22 protein-coding genes and 1 pseudogene are annotated in these 23,194 nt (G+C 29.4%); 8 read left to right on the forward strand and 15 right to left on the reverse strand.

All coding sequences use genetic code 11. The features are described 5' to 3' along the window. Positions 1–38: 38 nt before the first annotated feature. The 6 genes from yfmH to DW911_RS00870 all read right to left on the reverse strand — a co-directional run bounded on the left by yfmH (position 39) and on the right by DW911_RS00870 (position 8,087). Positions 39–1,316 carry an EF-P 5-aminopentanol modification-associated protein YfmH gene (yfmH, locus tag DW911_RS00845; protein ID WP_118431052.1) on the reverse strand — a complete coding sequence of 426 codons (1,278 nt, stop codon included), beginning with the start codon at positions 1,314–1,316 and terminating at the stop codon, positions 39–41. After that, the gene (yfmF, locus tag DW911_RS00850; protein WP_118431054.1) at positions 1,316–2,578 is read right to left on the reverse strand and encodes an EF-P 5-aminopentanol modification-associated protein YfmF; all 1,263 of its coding nucleotides are present in this window, start codon (positions 2,576–2,578) and stop codon (positions 1,316–1,318) included. The genes yfmH and yfmF overlap by 1 nt, the downstream gene beginning before the upstream one ends. Before the next feature lie 78 nt (positions 2,579–2,656). Continuing rightward, the gene (locus DW911_RS00855) at positions 2,657–4,933 is read right to left on the reverse strand and encodes an FtsK/SpoIIIE family DNA translocase (protein ID WP_118607361.1); all 2,277 of its coding nucleotides are present in this window, start codon (positions 4,931–4,933) and stop codon (positions 2,657–2,659) included. A 101-nt stretch (positions 4,934–5,034) separates the two neighbouring features. After that, the gene (locus DW911_RS00860) at positions 5,035–6,729 is read right to left on the reverse strand and encodes a ribonuclease J (protein ID WP_118431058.1); all 1,695 of its coding nucleotides are present in this window, start codon (positions 6,727–6,729) and stop codon (positions 5,035–5,037) included. Between the two features lie 115 nt (positions 6,730–6,844). Continuing rightward, entirely contained in the window at positions 6,845–7,438 is a 594-nt protein-coding gene (locus DW911_RS00865; RefSeq protein ID WP_118431059.1) for a dipicolinate synthase subunit B, read from the reverse strand. Beyond that, positions 7,425–8,087 carry an NAD(P)-dependent oxidoreductase gene (locus tag DW911_RS00870; protein ID WP_158568142.1) on the reverse strand — a complete coding sequence of 221 codons (663 nt, stop codon included), beginning with the start codon at positions 8,085–8,087 and terminating at the stop codon, positions 7,425–7,427. Before DW911_RS00870 ends, DW911_RS00865 begins: the two co-directional genes overlap by 14 nt. A 70-nt stretch (positions 8,088–8,157) precedes the next feature. Here DW911_RS00870 and DW911_RS00875 point away from each other — a divergent pair, with 70 nt between their 5' ends. After that, positions 8,158–8,652, forward strand: a complete 495-nt coding sequence (locus DW911_RS00875; RefSeq protein WP_118431063.1) for a hypothetical protein — start codon at positions 8,158–8,160, stop codon at positions 8,650–8,652. Here the strand turns inward: DW911_RS00875 and DW911_RS00880 are convergent. Next, positions 8,649–9,200: a DJ-1 family glyoxalase III gene (locus DW911_RS00880; protein ID WP_118431065.1), complete on the reverse strand. Its 552-nt coding sequence runs from the start codon at positions 9,198–9,200 to the stop codon at positions 8,649–8,651. The genes DW911_RS00875 and DW911_RS00880 overlap by 4 nt on opposite strands. 101 nt (positions 9,201–9,301) lie before the next feature. Here DW911_RS00880 and coaBC point away from each other — a divergent pair, with 101 nt between their 5' ends. Beyond that, entirely contained in the window at positions 9,302–10,483 is a 1,182-nt protein-coding gene (coaBC, locus tag DW911_RS00885; RefSeq protein WP_118431067.1) for a bifunctional phosphopantothenoylcysteine decarboxylase/phosphopantothenate--cysteine ligase CoaBC, read from the forward strand. A 1-nt stretch (position 10,484) separates the two neighbouring features. After that, positions 10,485–11,252 carry a type III pantothenate kinase gene (locus DW911_RS00890; protein WP_118431069.1) on the forward strand — a complete coding sequence of 256 codons (768 nt, stop codon included), beginning with the start codon at positions 10,485–10,487 and terminating at the stop codon, positions 11,250–11,252. A gap of 30 nt (positions 11,253–11,282) precedes the next feature. Here DW911_RS00890 and DW911_RS00895 read toward each other — a convergent pair whose 3' ends face one another. The 4 genes from DW911_RS00895 to DW911_RS00910 all read right to left on the reverse strand — a co-directional run bounded on the left by DW911_RS00895 (position 11,283) and on the right by DW911_RS00910 (position 14,070). After that, the gene (locus DW911_RS00895; RefSeq protein WP_118431071.1) at positions 11,283–11,978 is read right to left on the reverse strand and encodes a DUF421 domain-containing protein; all 696 of its coding nucleotides are present in this window, start codon (positions 11,976–11,978) and stop codon (positions 11,283–11,285) included. A gap of 54 nt (positions 11,979–12,032) precedes the next feature. Further along, the gene (locus DW911_RS00900; RefSeq protein ID WP_118431073.1) at positions 12,033–12,533 is read right to left on the reverse strand and encodes a flavin reductase family protein; all 501 of its coding nucleotides are present in this window, start codon (positions 12,531–12,533) and stop codon (positions 12,033–12,035) included. A 13-nt stretch (positions 12,534–12,546) separates the two neighbouring features. Continuing rightward, positions 12,547–13,188, reverse strand: coding sequence for a lactate utilization protein (locus tag DW911_RS00905; RefSeq protein ID WP_118431075.1), 642 nt, complete (start codon positions 13,186–13,188; stop codon positions 12,547–12,549). Between the two features lie 78 nt (positions 13,189–13,266). Next, entirely contained in the window at positions 13,267–14,070 is an 804-nt protein-coding gene (locus DW911_RS00910; protein ID WP_118431077.1) for an MBL fold metallo-hydrolase, read from the reverse strand. A gap of 93 nt (positions 14,071–14,163) precedes the next feature. Between DW911_RS00910 and DW911_RS00915 the strand changes: the two genes are divergently transcribed. Beyond that, complete coding sequence (locus DW911_RS00915) at positions 14,164–14,691, forward strand: cysteine hydrolase family protein (protein ID WP_118431079.1); 528 nt, start codon at positions 14,164–14,166, stop codon at positions 14,689–14,691. 78 nt (positions 14,692–14,769) lie between these two features. Further along, positions 14,770–15,804 (forward strand): annotated as a pseudogene (locus tag DW911_RS00920) (branched-chain amino acid aminotransferase); the annotation flags it as partial. Positions 15,805–15,892: 88 nt separating this feature from the next. On the opposite strand, the gene DW911_RS00925 reads toward DW911_RS00920, so the two are convergent. Next, a complete protein-coding gene (locus DW911_RS00925) occupies positions 15,893–17,230 on the reverse strand; it encodes a citrate synthase (protein WP_118431083.1) in 1,338 nt (445 codons plus the stop codon). Positions 17,231–17,337: 107 nt separating this feature from the next. Next, the gene (locus DW911_RS00930) at positions 17,338–17,604 is read right to left on the reverse strand and encodes a hypothetical protein (RefSeq protein WP_118431085.1); all 267 of its coding nucleotides are present in this window, start codon (positions 17,602–17,604) and stop codon (positions 17,338–17,340) included. A 127-nt stretch (positions 17,605–17,731) separates the two neighbouring features. Here DW911_RS00930 and DW911_RS00935 point away from each other — a divergent pair, with 127 nt between their 5' ends. Both DW911_RS00935 and DW911_RS00940 read left to right on the forward strand, forming a co-directional pair. Further along, positions 17,732–20,098: an HAD-IC family P-type ATPase gene (locus DW911_RS00935; protein WP_118431087.1), complete on the forward strand. Its 2,367-nt coding sequence runs from the start codon at positions 17,732–17,734 to the stop codon at positions 20,096–20,098. Further along, entirely contained in the window at positions 20,083–21,396 is a 1,314-nt protein-coding gene (locus DW911_RS00940; RefSeq protein WP_118431089.1) for an amidohydrolase, read from the forward strand. The genes DW911_RS00935 and DW911_RS00940 overlap by 16 nt, the downstream gene beginning before the upstream one ends. 17 nt (positions 21,397–21,413) lie before the next feature. Here the strand turns inward: DW911_RS00940 and DW911_RS00945 are convergent, their stop codons facing one another. Both DW911_RS00945 and DW911_RS00950 read right to left on the reverse strand, forming a co-directional pair. Next, positions 21,414–21,881: a hypothetical protein gene (locus tag DW911_RS00945; protein WP_118431091.1), complete on the reverse strand. Its 468-nt coding sequence runs from the start codon at positions 21,879–21,881 to the stop codon at positions 21,414–21,416. Between the two features lie 48 nt (positions 21,882–21,929). Then, complete coding sequence (locus DW911_RS00950; protein WP_118431093.1) at positions 21,930–22,694, reverse strand: HD domain-containing protein; 765 nt, start codon at positions 22,692–22,694, stop codon at positions 21,930–21,932. Positions 22,695–22,739: 45 nt separating this feature from the next. On the opposite strand from DW911_RS00950, the gene DW911_RS00955 reads away from it, so the two are divergent. Next, positions 22,740–23,192 (forward strand): GAF domain-containing protein, encoded by a 453-nt coding sequence (locus DW911_RS00955; RefSeq protein WP_118431095.1) that lies wholly within the window; start codon positions 22,740–22,742, stop codon positions 23,190–23,192. Positions 23,193–23,194: the final 2 nt, after the last annotated feature.

Raw genomic sequence — 23,194 nt, forward strand, 5'->3', positions numbered from 1 at the left:
ATTATACCATAGAAAATATTTTAATAAACATCTTTCATTTATTTTTTTACAATAAACGTTGATGTATACTTTAAATCAAAATACTTCATAACACTATAAATATCTTCAAGTTGAATTGTTGAAATAATGTCAACAATATCTAACGAAATAATACCCTCAAAATAATAACGACTAAATAAGTTTGCAATCGCCTCAGGACTATTATAAACATTTATAAAATTGCCGATATTTTTTCTTTTTATTCTTTCAAAATCTTCTAAATTGAATTTAATATCTTTAATATGTTCAATAAAATCATAAATTTGATCTTTAAGTTCAAGATAACGATCTTGATCTCCGCCCATTTGAATAAATGCATAGTCTCTTTCTTGTGTAAAGTTTGCACTGAAAGAATCATTAATGATTCCTTTTTCTAACCATTCGTTATATAATTTTGAACTTTTAGAAAATAATAAATCAAACAGGATATTTAATGACAATTCTCTTTTTAACTTTTCTAGGGGTGTTTTTAATTGTTCGTTAACTTTTATTGAAACAATAATCTTACTCATTTCAACATCCATTGTTTTTTCAACTAACGGTGTTTTAATATCTAATGGTTCTTTTATTTCACGTCGTACAATAGGTTGAGGTAAATCAAAATGTTTTTTATTTTGATTGTCTATGATAAGTTTCATTGTGACATGAGGATCAATATTTCCGACAACAAAAAGCATCATATTATTGGGATGATAAAATGTTTTATAACATGTTTCCAACATTTCTTTAGTCGTTCTATTTACCGTTTCTACTGTTCCAGCAATATCCTTTGCTACCGGATGATTTTGATAAAGGTTTTCAATTGACCCAAAATAGACTCTCCAATCAGGATCATCATCATACATTTTTATTTCTTGACCAATGATTCCTTTTTCTTTCTCTACACTTTTATCAGTAATAGCTAATTCTTGAACAAAATCTAATAAGAGTTCAACACATTCATTTTCATGAGAAGTCGTTGAAAACAAATAAGCAGTACGACTAGATGATGTAAAAGCATTAGAACTTGCTCCTAGTAAAGCAAATTTGTCGGCTGCATCACCATCTTTCATATCAAACATTTTATGTTCAAGAAAGTGAGCAACACCATCTTCAACAGTTATCATCTTATTTTCACCAAGAGGTATAAAAGTGGTATCAACTGAACCAAAACGAGTAGAAAATAATCCATAAGTTTTTTCAAAGCCAACTTTAGGCAGTAAATATACTTCTAGACCATTATCAAGTTTTTCATGATATAAAGTTTCTTTTAATGTTTGGTAATATAATTCTTCCATTATTCACTTCTCCCTGTTAATAAGAAAATTGTATCTAATTTCATTGTACCAGCAATAGCCATGATTTCTTCTTTAGTTACAGCCATTAATTTGCTCAAATATTCATCATCCGTTTCTTCTTTACCAGTAATATCTCGATTATATAATAAAGAAATCATACTTAAAGATTCATCTTTAGAACGTGTCAAAGCATTTTTTAGCATACCTTTTATAATATCTAATTCCTCATCACTAAACTTTCCTTGTTGAATTAATTTAAGTTGTTCATCAATAAGTTCTCTTGTCTTTTGATAATCTTTTCTTTCAATCCCAGCATTAACAATGACAATACCATTAAACGCATCATAACTAGAAGAAATATAATAACATAATGAATGTTGTTCTCTAACAACTTTAAATAATTTTGATTGACTAAAGCCACCAAACAAAGCATTGAACACAGTCGTAGCATAATGATTATGTGACATGAATTCACTGTCTATTTGATAACCTATATTTAATTTAGATTGTGTAATATCTTGTTCTTCAATGATTTCTTGAATATCATTACGGTATACTTGATAATGATAAGAAGTGTCATAAGTATGATTTTGTTCAGGCAATGTCAAGTATTGCTCAAATAAGCTAACAATAGAATCATCAATATCCCCTACAACATAAAGATGTTTATGATCCTCCATTAAACATTGCTTGAAATAAGCAAACAACTCTTCATTAGTTATTGCATCAAGTTCTTCAAGATAGCCACTAGTAGAAATACCTAATGGTTGATCTTTTCCCATATATTCAAATAGTTTTTCTAAACTATAAGAAAATTTGTCATCTTTTTGAACAATTAAGCGTTCTTTTAATTCTCTTTTTTTAATTTCAAACATTTGTTCATTAAAAAGATGGTTCATTGCATTAGGGTGATTTAAAACATCATTCAACATTTGGATTTGTTGCGTTAACAAATCCTCTTGATAAGGCAAGTATTCTTGATTAATACAAATGCTATTCATATTAATAATATGACTTTTTCCTTTAGATGTTACACTTGTCCCATATTTCATACCATATAAATTTTCTAAAAATTTCGAAAACTCTTGTGTGGATGGATATTTTTGTGTTCCTGTAACAAGCATAAAAGAAAGTAAAGTTCTTTTTGTTACTGTTTTTAAATCTAATTTGTTTTGTAATTTTAATGAAATTGTAATATTTTTAAACTTTGTTGTTGGTATCAAATGTAACTGATACCCTTTCATCATATAATTTTTTTCCATAAATACTCCTTTAAACAAACATTATTATACACCATTATTCATTATTTTAAAAAATGATAGAACCAATTCTATCATTTTTTAAATATCTTCTTCACTATAACCACGAATATAGACTTCACGTGGCTTTGAGCCGATTTGAGGTCCAATGACGCCATCACTTTCTAATTGATCAATAATTCTTGCTGCCTTATTATAACCTATTCTAAATTGCCTTTGTAATAATGATGTGCTTGCTTTTTGCGCTTTAATAACAAAAGCACGACACATTTCATATTCTTCATCTTCAGCTTCTTCTTTAGCTAAATTAGCAGATAGCGTAGGTTTAACATTGACATATTTTTCATCATACTGAACTGCCTGTTGATTTGTAACATGATAGACAATAGCCTGCACTTCTTCATCGGTAACAAACGCACCTTGAACACGTACCGGAGAAGAAGAACCCATTGGTGAAAATAACATATCACCCTTTCCAAGAAGTTTTTCAGCACCAGAGCAATCAAGAATAGTACGAGAATCAATACTAGAAGAAACAGCAAAAGCAATACGTGAAGGAATATTAGCTTTAATTACACCTGTAATGATATCGGTTGATGGTCTTTGGGTTGCAACAATCAAATGAATTCCAGCTGCCCTTGCAAGTTGGGCAATACGCATAATGCAATCTTCAACATCTTTACTTGCAACCATCATTAAGTCAGCAACCTCATCTAAAATAACAACAATGTAAGGTAATTTTTCAAGTTCATCATTTTTGTTATTTTCAACATATTGATTATACATTTCAATCTTTTTAACATTGGCTTTTGTAAACAAGTCATAGCGTCTTTCCATCTCAGCCACGACTTCTCGTAAAGTAGCTGCCGCTTTTTTGGGATCAGTTACAACAGGCGCCAATAAATGAGGAATACCATTATAATTAGATAACTCAACTTTTTTTGGATCAACCAAAATCAGTTTTACTTCATCTGGCTTAGCCCTCATTAAAATACTACAAATAATTGTATTAACACACACAGATTTACCCGATCCCGTTGCCCCAGCTATCAATAAATGTGGCATTTTATTTAATTCAGCATAGATGGCTTTGCCACTAATATCTTTTCCTAAAGGAACCAAAAGTTTATTATCCCTTAAATTGGCAGGAATATCTTTAAAAACCTCTTTAAAAGTAACCATAGAAGGCACAAGATTTGGAATTTCTACACCAATCGCTGACTTTCCAGGAATAGGTGCTTCAATACGAATATCACGTGCCGCAAGAGCTAGTTTAATATCATCTTGCAGCTGCATAATCCGATTGACCCTTGTTCCAGTTTCTAATCTTAATTCATATTTAGTAACCGAAGGTCCAATAAAAATATTGCTGATGCTCGCATGAACCCCAAATTCTTTTAGAACATCTCGCAATTTTTCTGCATTATCTAAAGCGTGTGTCTTATTTTCACCATTTTTCTTGTTTGGTATTGTTTGCAATAATGAAAGAGATGGCAAACGATATTTTCCTGTTTTTTTAGGTTGTGGTTTTTCTTCAACGACTTCTTCCTGTAATTCTTCTTTGTCTTTAATATCTAAAGAATTTGACTCTTCATTATAAGCAAAAGTTGTTGGCAAATCCTGATCCTCTTCATTAAATTGATCTAAATGAGGTTCTTCCAGTTTATTAATTTCATTGTTTTCTTGTATAGAATCTGTTTCTTGATTTTCATCTTCAAAATAGTCTTCAGGGAAAAAGGATGATTGATCTTCTTTTTTCTTTGAAAAGAATTCTTTAAAAATACTCTTTCCTTTATATGTATCATGTTGAGAATCTTTTTTTTGTAACAATGATTTCCCTTTATGTGTTTTTTTATACTGTACATAATAACGGCTAAAAATCAATGTCATCCCAATTAATAAAATAAGTACTGCTGCGATCATAGCTCCTGCATAGTCAAAAAGCATACTTAAAACACCATATAAAACAGCGCCTATTAATCCTCCTCTATTTAAAGGAATAGTTTTAATATATACTTGAATGACTTGAATTCCTGTATTGCCATCTTGATTAATATTCATCATGACTAATATTCCAATTAAAGCCATATAAAAACCAACAGCCTTTGGAGTAGAGAAGGAAGGCAAAGTCGCACCATAAACAACATAAACACTTAAAGCAACAAATAAAGAATAAATAATGCCGTAGAAGTTACCAAATAAATAACGAACAACAAAATCTAATTTTTCGCCTACTATTCCTAACTTTAAAGCTGCGATAATAATTAAAAATAAGCAAACCGAAGCAATAATACGTGTTCTTAATTCTTCACTAATCTGTTCTTGCTTTGATTTTTTCTTACGTTTTGTCTTTGCCATTATCTTCCCTCCTTTAGTTGTATATTATATCGTATAAGTACATAATCGTCAAAATAAGGTTACATCATAAAATGCACCATTATTAATGGTGCATTAACACATTATACTTCAATAACTATTGGTAAAATGACAGGTTTTTTCCCTGTTTCTTTAGTAATAAATTTATTTGTTTTTTCTTTAATTGTCTGACGTACCTCAACGACTTCCAATTCTGGATTTTTTTCTAAATCTTTAATACATGTTTCAGCAATATCAATAATTCCTTTAATAATATTTTCAGAGTCTTTTAGATAAACAAATCCTCGAGTCTGTACATCTGTATTAGCTATAATTTTCTTTGTTTTACTGTCGATTGTCACACCAATAATAACAACACCATCATTTGATAATTGGATACGATCATCAATGACTTTTGCTCCGACATCACCAACACCAATACCATCGATCATTACATCTTCAATTTCAAAAGTATCTCGATAATCTTCTAATTTACCACCTTTAAATGAAATGCGTTCTCCATTATCAATGATAATGATATGATCATCTTTAATATTCATTCCTCTTGCAATATCACCACAAGCAATAAAGTGTTGATACTCTCCTTTGATTGGAATAAAATATTTTGGTTTAAAAATTTGAATAATCACTTTAATATCTTCTTGACTAGCATGCATTGAATAAAGTTCTTTGTTTTTTAATACATGTATTTTAGAATCTGTTTTATATAACTCATTGATAGCTTTGTTTGCAATCTTTTCTGTTCCGGGTAATACCGGAGATGCAACAACAAAGGTATCAGTATCCTTTAATTTTAAATATTCATCACCACCATCAATGATATCACAAATATCATGATAAATACGTCTAGGACTACCACTTAATAAAATAACTAAACGATCATTCAATTCTTCTTTAGCAATATCTGTAGAAAAAGCAATAAGTTTTTTAGGAATCGAGATAACCGCTTTTTTTAACTGCTGTCCAATACGAACAATACTATTCGTACTATCATATTTATCACGTCCATAAAAAACAATACGACGATTATATTTTTTAGCTAATTCAACAATTTCTTTACTTCTAAAAATATTTTGCGCATAACTAGAAATAATAATTCTTCCTTCACTATCTTCAAAATCTTGTTCTATTTGTGAAGTAAGTTTATGTTTTGGCGAAGTATAACCATCATTTTTAGCATATGATGATTCACATAATAAAGCCAATACACCTTTTTTTCCAATTTCCATCATTTTTTGAATATCACATCCAAAACCTTCAGGAGCTCCAAAATCAATAATAAATTCTCCACCATAAACAATGTAACCTCTATTTGTCCATAAAGCGACACCAACGCTTCCAGGAATAGAATGTGTTACTGGAAAAAATTCTACAGGAACCCCTGCGATTTCAATTGAATCATTACGTTTTACTCGATTCAATTGATATTTTGTCTTGCTTCTTGTTTTCTTTTGATAACGATGTATCATTTGTTCAATTAAATCAGCTGTTAGATTAGGTGCATAAATAGGTACATTAATTTCCTCTAATAAATAAGGTAAAGCCATCATCACATCATCATGTCCATGAGTAATAATTACCGCAACAATTTTATCTTTATTATCTTTTAAATAATCAAAACTAGGAATAATGATATCTACTCCAAGCTTATCCACTTCTGGAAAACGATGTCCTGCATCTATAATAAATATCTTTTCATTAATTTCTATACAATACATACTCTTACCCATTTCAGCTTGACCACCCATAGGCAAGATTTTAACAACATCTTTTTTCATTTCTACCTCCTATTTCATTTTTTTATGATTCTTTACAGTGCGTTTATTCTAACATAAAGTTAATCAGTTTGCTAACTCTTTATTTATTGTAACAAATAAATCAAAAAAGAAAAAGTCATCTTTCACGTTTGTGAGTAATAAAAATCGGCTGAATTTGATGATCATTTAAAGCATTAACAATTGTTTGAATTCCTAATGTATATTCAGTTAATAAACTATTGGGTTTCTTTATTGTATCATCCTGATACATAGGCATAAAATAAAAGTGTTTTGTATTCATCAACTGCATAAAATTAACACCGCTTGTTGAAAGAGCATCATTTGAACAAAGTCCAATCACAATATTTCGATTATTTCTTAAAGTAGCTTTAACTGCCATTGTAACAGCATTATCATTAATCCCATGAGTTAACTTAGCTAAAGTATTCCCGCTGCAAGGATAGACAATCATTAAATCTAACTGAATTACTGGACCAAAGGGTTCAGCATCAACAATATGAGTAATTAACGGATGCTTTGTATATTCTTTTATTTGCGATATTAAATGTTGATGTTTAAAAAAGCGTGTATCATAGTTTAATACTTCATCAGTCAAAAAGACATAAAGATCCACACCATGATCATTTAATTCTTTTAAAAAAAGCAACAATGGCTTCATAGAACAAAAAGAACCAGTAATACCTATTCCTATCTTCTTATTTTTTAACATTTCTCATCACCCTATCCATAGTATGAAAAATAAGTTTGGCACTTTGCCTTGGAAAAAACATTCCCGGTAACGATCGATATGAATAATACGATGCATGATTTATACTTATAGTTGTAGCTAAATCATAAATAACACTTTTGTCAAATGTTTGATAACAAATTGTTTCTTTAGGGATAGTGTTAATAATGACATCAAATTCCCCTTCTATATGTTTCAAATCAACATGCTGGTATCCCCTTTGTTTAATAATGACATCATCTTTATTATTCCTATTAGCAATCGTTATTGTATTATGATATTGCTTTAAACAATGCGCTATTTTTTGAGCTAAATCTCCAAAACCCAAAATCAAAATACGATTGCGATAGCCGTGCCTGTTTTCAATCATTAATTTTAACAAACCTAAAACCGTCAATAAATTATTTTCTTGCTTAAAAATAATATCTTTATTAATATTAATTGTTGGATATACTCCGTCATTTAATGTAAAAATATAAGGACATCTTAAATCACAATATTGATTTCCATTTTTACCTAAATAATAAAAATCTAAATCGTTTCTAAATTCGCTTAACTTATATCCTGAATTTAACAAATAATATTTAAGCCATTCATCTCTTTTATCTAAGACCTCGACATATCCTTTCATCATGCCACCTCAATAATAATATATGACATAAAGTAAAAAATGATATAAAATAAAAAATAAGGAGTCTATTATGGAATATCTACTCATTATTTTAACAATTTGTTTATCTTTTACATTTCATCCTCTTTATAATAATTTCACAAGTTTACTTGTTTATCATCATTATGTTCTCTATTTTGGATGGCTTATAATCAATATTCTTTTTATATTTATCAAGCTTTATCATCTTAGCAACAGATCAAATAGAAGAATCCTATATCTTATTTCTTGTTTGTTTATTATTGGTACCTTTTTACCCTATCATCTTTCTACCAGTGATTTAACTTCATTTTTACATGTAGGGCTTACTTTTTTAGCACTCATTCTTACTTTTGTTTTGCTCAAACTCATCATTAAACAATCCATGTTAACATCATATAAAAAAGCCAATCAAGTTGATTATTGGCTTAATTGGCAAATAAGTATTATTATTTTATTACTGATGATGTTTGGTACCATTAATGGTATTATTGAAATTGTAACATTAAGTAGTATTCTATTAACAATGAGACAACTATCACATTAATGATTGATTAGATAATGATATTGCATAGATTCTTTTAATGGCTCACTATCAATGCCTAACGCTTCAACTATTTCATAAGCAAAAGCAAACCCTGCTGCTGGACCTTTACCAGTGATAATATTTTTATCCTTTATTACTAATGCTTCTTTATAATTTGCGTCTGTTAATTCATCTTCAAAGCCAGGATAACATGTTACGGTTTTATTTTTTAAAGCACCGGCAGCCTGTAATACAATAGGACCTGCACAAATAGCCGCAACAATCTTGTTTGCTTCAAACATCATTTTAACTAATTCTAATACTCGATGATCTTTTTGTAAGTTTTTTGCTCCAGGCATCCCTCCTGGGATAACAACAGCATCAAAGTCTTTTATTTCATCATCGTAAAGTCTATCTGCCTTAACAATCAAGTTATGTGAACTGGCTACAAACTCACTATCCATACCAATTAATTCACCTTCAATACCTGCTCTACGGCAAACATCTAAAACACTTAAAGCTTCTAATTCTTCAAATCCATCTTTTAATAAGATAGCAACTTTTTTCATGATATCATCTCCCTTTGTTATTATAACATAGTATCATTGAATTATCATAAAACACGTAATATAATATTAACGTTAAAATAAGAAAAGAAAGAGAATGAAAAATGAAAAAAATAATTATCGGTGTAACTGGTAGTATCGCTGCTTATAAAGCATGTGAAGTTATTAGTTTACTCAAGAAAAAAAATCAATACGACATTGAAGTCATTATGACAAAAAATGCAACTCAATTTGTAAGTCCTCTTACTTTTGGCGCCTTAATTAATAAACCTGTACTCATCGACGATTTTGATGAAACAGGTTATCAAATTAAACACATCCAAATTGTTAAAAATGCAGATTGCTTTGTTATCGTTCCTGCAACAGCAAATATCATTGCAAAAATTGCCAACGGCATTAGTGATGATGTTCTTACAAGCGCATTTCTTGCTGCTACATGTCCTAAATTGATTGCTCCTGCAATGAATGTTAATATGTACGATAATCTAGCAACGCAAAGGAACATCGAAAGATGTTTAACCTATGGGATTCGTTTTATCGATCCGGCATATGGCAAATTAGCTTGTGGTGATGTAGGAAGAGGAAAATTAGCTGATGTCGAAGACATTGTAGATCTTATAGAAGGTTCTATGTATCCTCAATCATTACATTTAAGAAATGTTTTAATTACAGCCGGCCCTACTCAAGAAGCCCTTGATCCTGTTCGTTATATTACCAATCATTCAAGTGGCAAAATGGGATATGAACTTGCAAAAAGTGCTCGTAACCTTGGTGCCCATGTTACATTAATTACTGGTCCTACTCACTTAAAAAAACCTTATGGTGTAGATATTATTGAAATAACCAGTGCTATGGAAATGTTTGAAGAAACAAAAAAATTAGTCGAATACCAAGATTATATTATCATGGCTGCAGCCGTTGGTGACTATCGTCCTAAAACAAAAGCAGCACAAAAAATAAAAAAAGCAGATCACAACTTTAATATAGAATTAGAAAAAAATCTTGATATTCTTAATTATGTTGGAAATATCAAAACACATCAAACATTATGCGGGTTTGCAATGGAAACAGAAAATGTAATCGAAAATGCTAAAAATAAATTTATTAAAAAGAATTGTGATTTACTTGTTGTCAATGATTTATTTGAAAAAGGTGCTGGTTTTAAAGGAGATACGAATAAAGTAGCCTTTATAACCAAAAATTTTGTTGAATACAAAGATCTTATGTCTAAATCTCAATTAGCAGATTTAATTATAGATAAATTAAGAAAAATCAAAGGAGAATAATATGTTAGTTGTTGTAGATATTGGAAATACAAATATAACTATGGGATTATATCATGATGATAAATTAGTTGGTAATTATCGTTTAACAACTAAATTACAGCGTACATCCGACGAATATGGCTTTATGATTTTAAGTTTCTTAAATGCTTATCATACAAAAGTCGAAGATATCAAAGATGTGATTATTGCTAGTGTTGTACCTAAAATCATGTATTCTTTTACCAATTCAATTCGTAAATATTTTCATAAAGAGCCCATTATTGTAGGTCCTGGAATTAAAACAGGAATTTCAATCAAAATAGATAATCCAAAAGCTTTAGGTGCTGATCGTCTAGTTGATGCTGCTGGTGCATACTATTTACATCATTGTGCATGCTTGGTCATTGATTTTGGTACTGCTACAACTTTTGATATCATTTCATCAAAAGGAGAATTCTTAGGTGGCGCTACTGCCCCAGGACTTGGCATCAGTGTTGAAGCTTTATCTTCCCAAGCTGCCAAATTACCAGAAATCGAAATCAAAAAACCTGCATCAATAATTGGTCGTAATACTGTTGACAGTATGCAAGCTGGTGTCGTTTATGGTTATATCGGTTTAACCGATAAGATTATCTCTCAAATCAAAAAAGAATATGGTGAAGAATTAAAAGTTGTCTCTACTGGCGGGCTAGGTCGTATGATATATCATGAAACTGATCTTATAGATACTTATGATCCAGATCTAACATTTAAAGGATTAAAAATTATTTATGATCTTCAAAACAAATAACACCTCTTGTTAATATATAAGAGGTGTTTTTTATATAAAATCTTTTTCTTCATTAGACAATTCAAAAATTATTTCTTGACTGTTTTCCAAATAATACATGAGATAAATATGTTGTAACGATATATTTTTGACTTTCAATAACTGATCTAACCAAGTTCTATCCCGCCCGATATTCTTTAATTGATCAACTAGAACACTTCCTTCTTTAACCAATAAAACAGGTAGTTTTTTATCTTGGATTATTTTTTGGCTATCTCCTAGTTGATAAGGACGATATTCTTCTTTTGGTAGAAAACTAAGTGTTCCATTTGTCTCGAGTACAACCTGATTAATCTGAGATATATCGAAATAGCCATTAATCCGACATTGCATCAAAAATTCATCTAAATCCATTTTTGCTTTCTTTAATTGATTATTATATATTTGATCATTTTCATATAAAACAATCGGCCTTCCTTCAACTAAATAACGAATCTTAGGATATCGATACGTAATTTTGGATAAAAAATAAGGGAATAAAGCATATATAATCATACCAATCAAAGGTTTTAAAATATGAGCAAAGTCTTTCATAATCAATTCTGATGCAATAGAACCAATCGTGATTCCAATTATATAATCATACATACTTAATTGACTAACTTGCCTATACCCCAATAATTTTGTTAAAAAAAACAATACAATTAAAGAAAGAATAGGTAAAATTATAAACTCTAATAATTTCATCATATCACCAATTTAAGTATGACCATAAATAAAAAAAAGAAACGATTAAATTAATTAATCATTTCTATAACAAGCAATAATTTCACCTATATACATTTCATGATAATCTTTTTCAGGATACCATCTTTGATCAATTGAATCATCAATAAAATGTTCCGGTTTAAGATAATCACTATACATTTTTTTACATATAAAAACCATTTTACCTTGTTTGAATGTAGGTTGTCCTTCAATTTCTTCTATATCAAAATGTACATCTGAAATTTTATCTCCATCACGTCCAGAACGTGACCCTAAAATACCTAATTCTTTTTTATAACCATCAAATAACGTAACAGTAAAGTAGTCTTGAGCATCTACAAATTTTTTTGTATATCTTTGAGGTCTAATGAATACTGTAGCTACATTTTTACCCCATAAATGTCCAAGTTGACCCCAACTTGCAGTCATTGTATTGACTTGATCATTATTTTTAGCACTAATAAGAACCCAATGATTAGAAATTTCATCAAAGGGGTTAAAAGATAATTCATTTATATCAATTTTTTTATACATACACTCTCTCCTTTTAATAACCTAAATCTTCATTAACAACAATAACTTGTATTCTATTTTTTACAGATTGATAAGATAGTTTAACAAAAGAACTACAAATACGATCAGCAGAATGACAATTTAAACATTTACCAGCCTTGGTACAAGGCGTATTTTTATTTAAACGTAAAGCGTTAGTGGGCGCCGCTACATTTCTAATATGATTAATTGCCGCTTCTTCATTTGTAAAAATTTTATTTCTGCCAACAATAACAAGCACCTTCTTAGGTCCATAAATCATCGCAGCAACTCTATTTCCATTACCATCAATATTATAAAGACAACCATTCATATCAATAGCATTACTACTTGTAATATATAAATCAGCCAATAACGACTGTCTAAAAATATCTTGAATTTGTTCACCGGTTAATCCTTCTTGATAACGATCATAAAATTTAACAGGACTTTTTCTAATTTTATCAATAACACCTGTTTCAAATAATGTCATTGATCCTCCCACACCAACACTCACGTTATCTTTAAGATATTGATTCAAATAATCTAATAGTTCTCCCTTATCATTTAACTGTACCAATTCCATATTATTATCGCGAAAAGCTTTTTCCATTTTTTCACGCTTTAAATTAATTAATGTTTCTAAATTTTTATCCATCTTTACACATCATCACTAAGTGACTTTCCTCCTACCACCATAGTATAACACTCAATCTATCATTTATTAAGCATCAATTTATGAAATAGTAATGACATCTAAATCATTAGGAACATAAACATTTCCCTTAAAATATTGTTTAGCTTCTTGCGTATATAATTCTTTTCTATTTTTTAAGTTTTTCTCTTCAGTATGATATAAGACAAGATTTTTTACATTTTGTTGGTTAGCTAAAATACTTGCATCTTTAGCCGTTGAATGATGCTTTTCATATGGTTTAAATATATCTCTTTGATCATATAAACAAAAAGCTTCACATAAAAGCCAAGTTGAATCTTTTACATAATCTAAACAAGATTCATCACATGGCTCATCGCCTAAACATGTTAATTTTTGATTTCCCTCTAAAATATAAAAACCGAACTGTTTCATTTTAGTTGAATGAATATCAAAAAAAGTAAATGGTAAGTGATTGATTATACATGTTTGTAAGTGTGTGACTTCTTTAATAAAAATACGATTATCTAATAGACCAACCATCTTATTGACTAAAGTCAACTCTAAAATTGTTTTTAACGTAGTCGCTGCTTCATCATGACAGTATATGTAAAAATCACCAGAATATGTCCCTTGTAAAATTTGTGTTGCTATCATACGATAAACCCAAATTGCTCCTAAGATGTGATCCGTATGACAATGTGTAATAATCATATGATGAATTTGATTTAATGATATATTAGCTAAATCTAATTGTTTTAAAATGCCGTTACCCCCTCCGGCATCAACTAAAACATATTCATTTAAGTTTTTTATTGCAAAACAAGTGTTATAACAGTCTTTTACAGTTGCATTTCCAGTACCCAAAAAAATAATTTCTTCCATTGTTTCATCTCCTTATGTAATCTTGATTTATCATATCATAAATCAATTGAATGGCAAGATTATATCTTATAAAATAAACTAGGAGGTTTAATTATGAAAAGATTACTTATTGTTGTTGATTATCAAAATGATTTTGTTAACGGTAGCCTAGGATTTGAAAATGCTAAAAAAATTGATTCCTATATTGCTTCTCTTATAAAACAATTTCATCAAAATCAAGATGATGTTATTTTCACTTATGATAGTCATGAAACAAATTACTTAAACACACAAGAAGGAAAAAATCTACCCATTGCTCACTGTATTAGAAAAACGGATGGTTGGAATCTATATGGAAAAGTTGCTCAAGAAAAAAATAAAAATGACCTATGTATTTATAAAAATACCTTTGGCTCATTAGAATTAGGAAACATCTTAAAAGATACTCGTTATCTTGATATTACAATTGTTGGTATTGTTTCTAATATATGTGTTCTTTCTAATGCTATTATTGTTAAAAGTGCTCTTCCCGAAGTGCCTATTTATATAGATAAAAAAGGGATAGCCAGCAATGATTTAGATTTACAAGAAAAAACAATAGAAATTTTAGAAAATTTACAATTTAAAGTAAAAAATAAATAAAAGTTCATGTTGTTTTCTGTTGACACTCTTCTTAATGAAGCGTAAAATTTGCTTTAAGATAAAACAAGAAAGGAAGTACTTAAAATGTCAAAGAAAGATATTGATTGGTCTAATATCGGTTTTGGATATATACCAACAGAAGCAAGATTTGTTGCAAATTATAAAGATGGAGCATGGGATGAGGGCGTGATTACTGCTGATGACAAAGTTGTAATTAGTGAATGTGCTGGTGTTTTACAATATGCACAAACTTGTTTTGAAGGATTAAAAGCATATACTACAAAAGATGGTAAAGTTGTTTGCTTCCGTCCTGACTTAAATGCAGAACGTATGGCAAATACATGTAAAAGATTGGAAATGCCAGTTTATCCTGAAGATAAATGGGTTGAAGCAATTGAAAAAGTTGTTAAAGCAAATATTGATTATGTACCACCTTATGGTTCAGGAGCAACTTTATATATTCGTCCATATATGTTTGGTAGTGACCCAGTTATTGGAGTTAAACCTGCAAATGAATATCAATTTAGAGTGTTTGTTACTCCAGTAGGACCATATTTTAAAGGAGGAGTTAAACCTATTACAATTAGAGTTTCTGATTTTGACAGAGCAGCTCCACACGGAACAGGACATATTAAAGCTGGTTTAAACTATGCTATGAGTTTACATGCTATCGTTGATGCTCATAATCAAGGATTTGATGAAAATATGTATTTAGATGCAGCTACTAGAACTAAAGTTGAAGAAACTGGTGGAGCAAACTTCATTTTCGTTACTAAAGATAATAAAGTTGTTACTCCTAAATCAAATAGTATTCTTCCTTCAATTACTAGACGTTCATTAATGTACGTAGCTAAAGAATATTTAGGATTAGAAGTTGAAGAAAGAGAAGTTTACTTTGATGAAGTAAAAGATTTCGCTGAATGTGGTCTTTGTGGTACTGCAGCAGTTATTTCTCCAGTCGGAAAAATTAATGATCATGGAAAAGAAATCTGCTTCCCAAGTGGAATGGAAGAAATGGGACCAATCACTAAAAAACTTTATGAAACATTAACAGGTATTCAAATGGGAACAATTGAAGCTCCTAAAGGTTGGATTAAAGTTATTAAAGAATAAATTATTAACGTTACAGAAATAATCTGTAACGTTCTTTTTTTAGATAAAAACAAAGCGTTTAGATAGATAATTCTAAACGCTTTATTACTTATTTACGATCTTCCATTTTTATATAATCTCTTGTTTCACCAACATATTTAGCAGCCGGTCTTACAATACGACCAGAATAAAGTTTATTTTCTATGTTGTGGGCTAACCATCCAACCGAACGCCCAATGACAAACATGAGTGTATAGAGTTCACGAGGAATATTTAACATATCATAGATAAGTCCACTATAAAAATCTATGTTAGCACAAACGTGTATTCCTTTACGTGATTCAATTTCTTGAATAGCTTTTTTTTCAAATCGGTTAAAGAATTCATATTCTTTATACCTGTTTTTTTCTATAGCAAGTTCTTTACATTTAGCACGAAGAATCTCACAACGAGGATCACTAATTGTGTAAACTGCATGCCCTATTCCATAAATCAAACCAGAATTATCATTAAAATCTTTATCTAATATACGTTTAACTAAAGATTCAATTTCCTGATCACTTGCATCTAAGCCAATTTCTTTGATTACTAAATCCATTTGTTTTTTTACTGCAAGATTAGCACCACCATGTCTAGGTCCTTTTAACGATCCAATCGCCCCGGCAAAACTAGAGTAAATGTCAGTCCCTGTTGAACTAATAACGACGTTTGTAAAAGTCGAGTTATTACCTCCACCATGATCAGCATGTAAAACTAAGCACATATCCAAAACTTCAACTTCTTTTTTAGTAAACTTTTGATCATCCCTTAAAAGACATAGTATATTTTCAGCTATTGAATAGTCAGAACGAATTTGGTGAATAAACAAACTCTTTTTATCAAAATAATGAACCTTACTACGATATGCATAACAAACAATAGAAGGTATTTTAGCAATGAGATCTAAACCTTTATCTAAAGTTGCTTCTACTGAAATGTTATCTGGATCATCATCATATGAATAAAGCATTAAAACTTCCTGTTGTAATTTATTCATCATATTTTTGGTTGGAAAACCTAAAATTTTACTTTCTAAAAAGTATTCAGGTAAAGCGTAACGTTTAGATAATTCTTTTTTAAAAGCATCTAATTCATCTTTATTTGGTAGATATCCAAATAAAATTAAAAAACTAACTTCTTCAAAAAGATAACGATCATCAGGATTATGTCCATTAATTAATTCAGAAACACGAATCCCCCTATAATATAATCGTCCTTCTGTATCAACCTTTTTTCCATCAACTCTTTTATAACCTACTACATCGGCAATTTTAGTTAATCCAACTAAAACACCTGTTCCATCTTCATTTCTTAAACCATTTTTAACATTGTATAAGGAATAAAGACTGTTTTCTATATTATTTATTTGTTTCCCCTTTTCAAAAAAACAATCTATAGTATCACTCATCATGTCACCCCCAAAATTATTTACGTATGATTATTATAACACATTATTTAAAGATTGTATACAATCTTTAAATTCAAAATAAAAACAAATGTTTCCATTTGTTTTTATTAGAACTTAAGTTTTTTTACATACGATTGAACATCTTTGATAGTATATTGATCATGATTATAAATTACATGAATCCATTGTGATAATCGATTCATCATATTTTTAGATCCTACTGTTTCCCCTTTATTCATTTGAAATAACTGTGTAAGAAAAAAACAAATATCGTCACAGTCTAAATCCGGAATATCTTTTACAGTAACAATTCCTTTTAAATCAAAGATTTCTTTTGCTTTTACTTTCGTTCTTTTAGATACTTCTAAAATCATAATATAATTTTATAAATATGTAGCGACTTACATATTATACTCTTTTTAAATATAAAAAGAAATATGTATCTGATTAATTGTCAAATATATGCAAATTGATTAAAATATATTTATAGGAGAAGCTTTTATGAAAATAAATAATTTTAATTATCACGGTTTGTCATCTCAAGAAGTTAAACAACGTATTGATTTAAAGCAGACTAATAAAATAAATCAATCAATTACAAAAACATACAAAGAAATTTTTTGTCAAAATATTCTTACTTTCTTTAATCTCATTAATATCATTTTATTTTTATGTGTTTTACTCGTTGGATCTTATAAAAATATTTTATTTATTTTTATTATTATCATCAACACAGCCGCAGGAATTTATCAAGAAATTAAAGCTAAGCGTATACTTGATCAACTATCACTTTTAGAAAAACAGACAATCGAAGTCATTCGAGATAATAAGATTGAACTTATTGATATAGAGAATATTGTTTTAGACGATGATATCATACTTACAACAGGCAAACAGATTCCTGTCGATTGTACAATGATAGACGGACATATTGAAGTCAATGAATCTTTACTAACAGGAGAAGCAGATGCTATTTTTAAGCAAAACGGAGACACTCTTTTATCCGGTAGTTATGTTACTTCAGGTAAGGCAATTTGTCATGTAATTCGTGTAGGAGATGAAAGTTATATTAATAAAATCATTGATGAAGCAAAACAGTACCAACAAAAATCATCTCAACTTTATCAATCATTAGATCATATTTTAAAAATTATTAGTATTATCATCATTCCTATTGGAATCTTATTATTCTTAAAACAATTTTTATTAAGTCGTATTTCTTTGCAAAATGCAATTCTTTCAACCGTAGCTGCTTTACTTGGTATGATTCCCGAAGGTCTTGTCTTACTAACAAGTGTTGCCTTAACCCTTAGCATTCTCCGTCTTGCAAAAAAACAAACTCTTGTTCGTGATTTATATAGTATTGAAACACTTGCGAGAGTAGATACTGTTTGTTTGGATAAAACTGGTACTTTAACAAAAGGACAATTAACTGTAGAAAATATTGAATCTTTTAATAATCAACCTATAAGGGAAATTATTGCTAATATGAATTATTGTTTTGAAGATAAAAACAGTACAGCTGTTGCTTTACAAGAATATTTCAAACAAGAACATAACTACCATCCCGTACACATTGTCCCTTTTTCATCTAAAAGAAAATATAGTGCTGTTTCATTTGAAAACAAAGGAACTTATTATATCGGTGCCTATCAATTTTTATTTCCTAATGGACATGAATATATAGAAAAAAAATACAATGAGTATAGCCATCATGGATTACGAATTATTATTCTTGCCCATCACAACAAAATCATCCAAGATGATCAACTGTTAGAACAACTTGAACCTATTGGAATGATTACACTAACTGATATTGTTCGTCAAAGTGCCCCTACTACATTGCAATATTTCAAAAACCAAGGCACAAATATTAAAATTATTTCTGGCGATGATCCAGTAACAGTGTCAAACATTGCTAGAAAAGCAGGATTAGATGGTTATCAACATTACATTGATGCCTCATCCATAGAAAATGACTGTGATATAATAAATCTAGTAGAAAAATATAATATTTTTGGTCGCGTTAGTCCAGAACAAAAAAAGCAGATTGTTTTAGCTTTACAACATCATGGTCATACTGTAGCAATGACAGGTGATGGCGTTAATGATATTTTAGCTTTTAAAGTTGCTGATTGTGCAATTGCTATGGCTTCAGGAAGTGAAGCAGCAAAAAATTGTGCTAATATTGTTTTATTAGATAATCAATTTGAAGCAATTCCTGATATTGTCAATGAAGGTCGCCGTGTTATTAATAATATTACTGCCTCGTCATCTATGTTTTTAATCAAGACAACCTTTTCAGTTATTTTAGCAATTGGTACCATTTTATTTGGTAGCATCTACCCTTTTTTACCTATTCAGTTATCAGTATTAGGTGCTTGCTGTGTAGGTATACCAACATTCTTTTTAACTTATGAAGCTAATTTTAATCGGGTGCAAAGTAGATTTATGTACCACGTTTTTAAAAATGCTTTCCCTTATGGTATTTTAATTGCTATAAGCTCAATTATCATTATGAATATTGGACAAATAATTGGTTTTAATAGTCAAACACTATCAACTATATGTGTTTTAATTACTGGATGGTGTTACTATTGTGGCCTAAAAGATATCTATTCACCTATGACACTTTATCGTAAAGTTGTAATTTATGTACTTCAAATATGTTATTTTATTATTCTTATTATTGGTCAAAAATTTCTTTCTTTAGGGAACATTGATTTTTTTAATGCAATTGTACTTATTTTCATTATTACAACATCACATATGTTTTTTGATTTTAACCGATACATATACGATTTATTATTTATACATTTTAAAAAGAAATATCAAAAAAAGGAGCATAGAGTATGGACAAAAAAATAGAGGAACTTGCAAATATATTAGAGGACGAAACAATAGCTATACGAAGAAGTCTTCACCGTTATGCTGAAAGAGGATGGTTAGAATACCGTACAGCATCATTAATTGCAAGAAGATTAGATAATTTAGGTTATCAAGTTCTTGTTGGAAAAGAGGTTATGAAAGCTGATGCCCGTATGAATTTACCACCAAAATCAATATTAGATTTAAGTTACAAAAGAGCCTTATTACAAGGAGCTGATAAATACTATTTAGAAAAAGTCAAAGATGGTTACACAGCTGTTGTTGGTATTTTAAAAAATGGCAAGGGACCAACTGTAGGAATTCGCTTTGATATGGATGCACTCGGCATTTTAGAATCGAAAAATGAAGAGCACATTCCTACTCAGTTAGGATTTGGATCATGTAATCTTGGCGCAATGCATGCTTGTGGCCATGATGGACATGTTTCAATTGGCTTAACCGTAGCAAAAATTTTAATGCAAATTAAAGAATCAATGCATGGAACAATCAAATTGATATTCCAACCCGCTGAAGAATCAGTAAGGGGTGCTAAATCAGTAGCCTTAAGTGGTATTTTAGATGATATAGACTATTTATATGCTGGTCATATTTGGCCACAAAATCCTGGGGACGATAGTGATTTATACCTTGGTATGGATGAAACATTCGCAACAACAAAACTGGATGTATTTTATCATGGTGTTTCTGCTCATGCATCGGGTATGCCACAGTTTGGTAAAAATGCCCTTTTATCGGCTGCTTCATGTATTTTAAATTTACACGCAATTCCTAGAAACAGTGATGGTTGTACTCGAATAAATGTAGGAACTGTCCAAGCTGGTACAAGTAGAAATGTCGTTCCTGAAATAGCAAAATTAGAAATAGAAGTTCGTGGTGCTACTTCACAACTCAATCAATACATGGAAGTTTATGCTCGTGATGTTATTCAAGGCGCTGCTTTAATGCATGATACTTATGTTGAAATCAAAGAAGTTGGAAAAGCTTTTACCATCGATTGTGATCAACCATTTATGAATAAAATTCGCCAAATTATTTCTACATATCAACCACAAATTAAGATTGCTAAAAAGGATTGTGGTGCGCTTGATGGAAGTGATGATTTTTCATATATGACTAGCAGAGTACAAAGCCATGGCGGTCAAGCAACATACATGCAATTTGCTTGTAAGGTAACAGAGACTCCTCACAATGATGCCTACGATTTTGATGAATCCATCTTAAAAAAAGCAGTTATTATCTTTTCTACTATCACCTATCACTTATTAAAAAATGATTAAGCAAAAAGCTTAATCATTTATTTTTTGAAAAATTGTGAAAATTGATCAATGAATGAATCCATACCTGTTTCAAATTTATCTTTTAAATCTACTAAATCATCTTTACCTTTTTCAATTATATTATCGCGATCATTATCATTAGCTAAGTAGACATTTTTAGCATAATCTTTAGCTTTAATTGCATACTGTGTTACTTCATTATCAATTTTTTGATTACTTTTTTTTGAAACAGCTTCAATATAATATGCTTTTTCATATATCTTTTTAGCAACCTCTTCATCTTTAATATCATCCAAATGATGATGAATATAATTTAATGCATCTTTTAATTCATCACGTGAATAAGTAAAATGATCACCTAATTGATCATCAACATTATTTTGTAAATCTGTTAAATCATCTTCACTTCGGTTATTATTTTGACAACCTGTTAATAATAAAACAAAAGAAAACATACATAAACCATATATTAATAATTTTTTCATTATTTCATCTCCTACTTATATTGTGGATAAAATAACAAAATTTATACTCTAAAGATGATTTAAAACATACTGATTACATTCATTTTTTACAAATTCCATTTGTTTTTTCAACAAAGGATTATAAACAAAACGATCTATATTTTTTCTTATATATTGCGTTTCTTTTAAATACTGAAAACTAGCGTTAAAATTCAAATCAAAAACAAAAGCAAAATAAGAAACCCACATATCAACTTCATTTTTTCTATTGCTTGATAATATTAAGTGATGTTTTTTAATATCGTCAATAATATTATCACTAACCAATTGATTAACAAAGTTTTCTTCAGATATATCAAACAAAGTTTCAATAGATTCAATGTTTTTGACTCTAAAATTATCTAACTTATCGCTATCCCTTATTAGCTTCGCATGCAATAAAATTTTTTGATCTTTAATGACAGGTAATTGATATAAAGAATGATACTGAATAGCCGATTTTATAATTTGATCATATTGGTCAGTGTCAATAAATTCTCTAATCAAATTATCCTCAAATAATATTTTTACACCTAATAAAGCATGATCTACGTTTTGATCACTAAAACTATTAAATTGTTTCAATTGTTCAAAGCGACCGATGTCATGTAACAACGCAATTAATAAAGATAACTGGTAATCTTCGTAAGATAACTGTTCGTGTATTGCAATGTATTTAGAAGTTTCAACTACACAATATGTGTGAATCATTTTTAATCTGATTTTATCATTATTTAAATCATATTGACTCACATACTTTTCAAATCTTTTTTTCGCTTTATCGATATCAATCATACAAACACTCCTTTTTTTATGCTATAGTCATACTGAGGTGATATCATGAATACATTATTATTGAAACAATATCAAGCATTAATTGAAAATATAAATTATGATCTTTCTCTGCTTGCAAACACATCAGCATTTATTAAAGAAAACATTAAAGATGTTTCTTGGGCGGGATTTTACTTATATTATGATGATAAATTAATTTTAGGTCCATTTCAAGGATTGGTTGCCTGTAATGAAATACAATTAAATCGTGGTGTTTGTGGAAAATGTGCAATTACTAAAGAAACCCAAAGAATTGCAAATGTCCATGAATTTGCCGGACATATTGCCTGTGATAGTTTGAGTCAAAGTGAGCTAGTCATTCCTATTATTTTTCAAAATCAACTTTATGGCGTATTAGATTTAGATTCATACAAAGTTAACCGTTTTTCAAAGGAAGATCAACTATTTTTTGAAAATATTGTTTCCATATTAGAAACACAATTAAAAGGAAATAAGTAATT

Origin of the sequence: Erysipelatoclostridium sp. AM42-17 (assembly GCF_003480255.1) — a bacterium.
Taxonomy (GTDB): domain Bacteria; phylum Bacillota_I; class Bacilli_A; order Erysipelotrichales; family Coprobacillaceae; genus Faecalibacillus.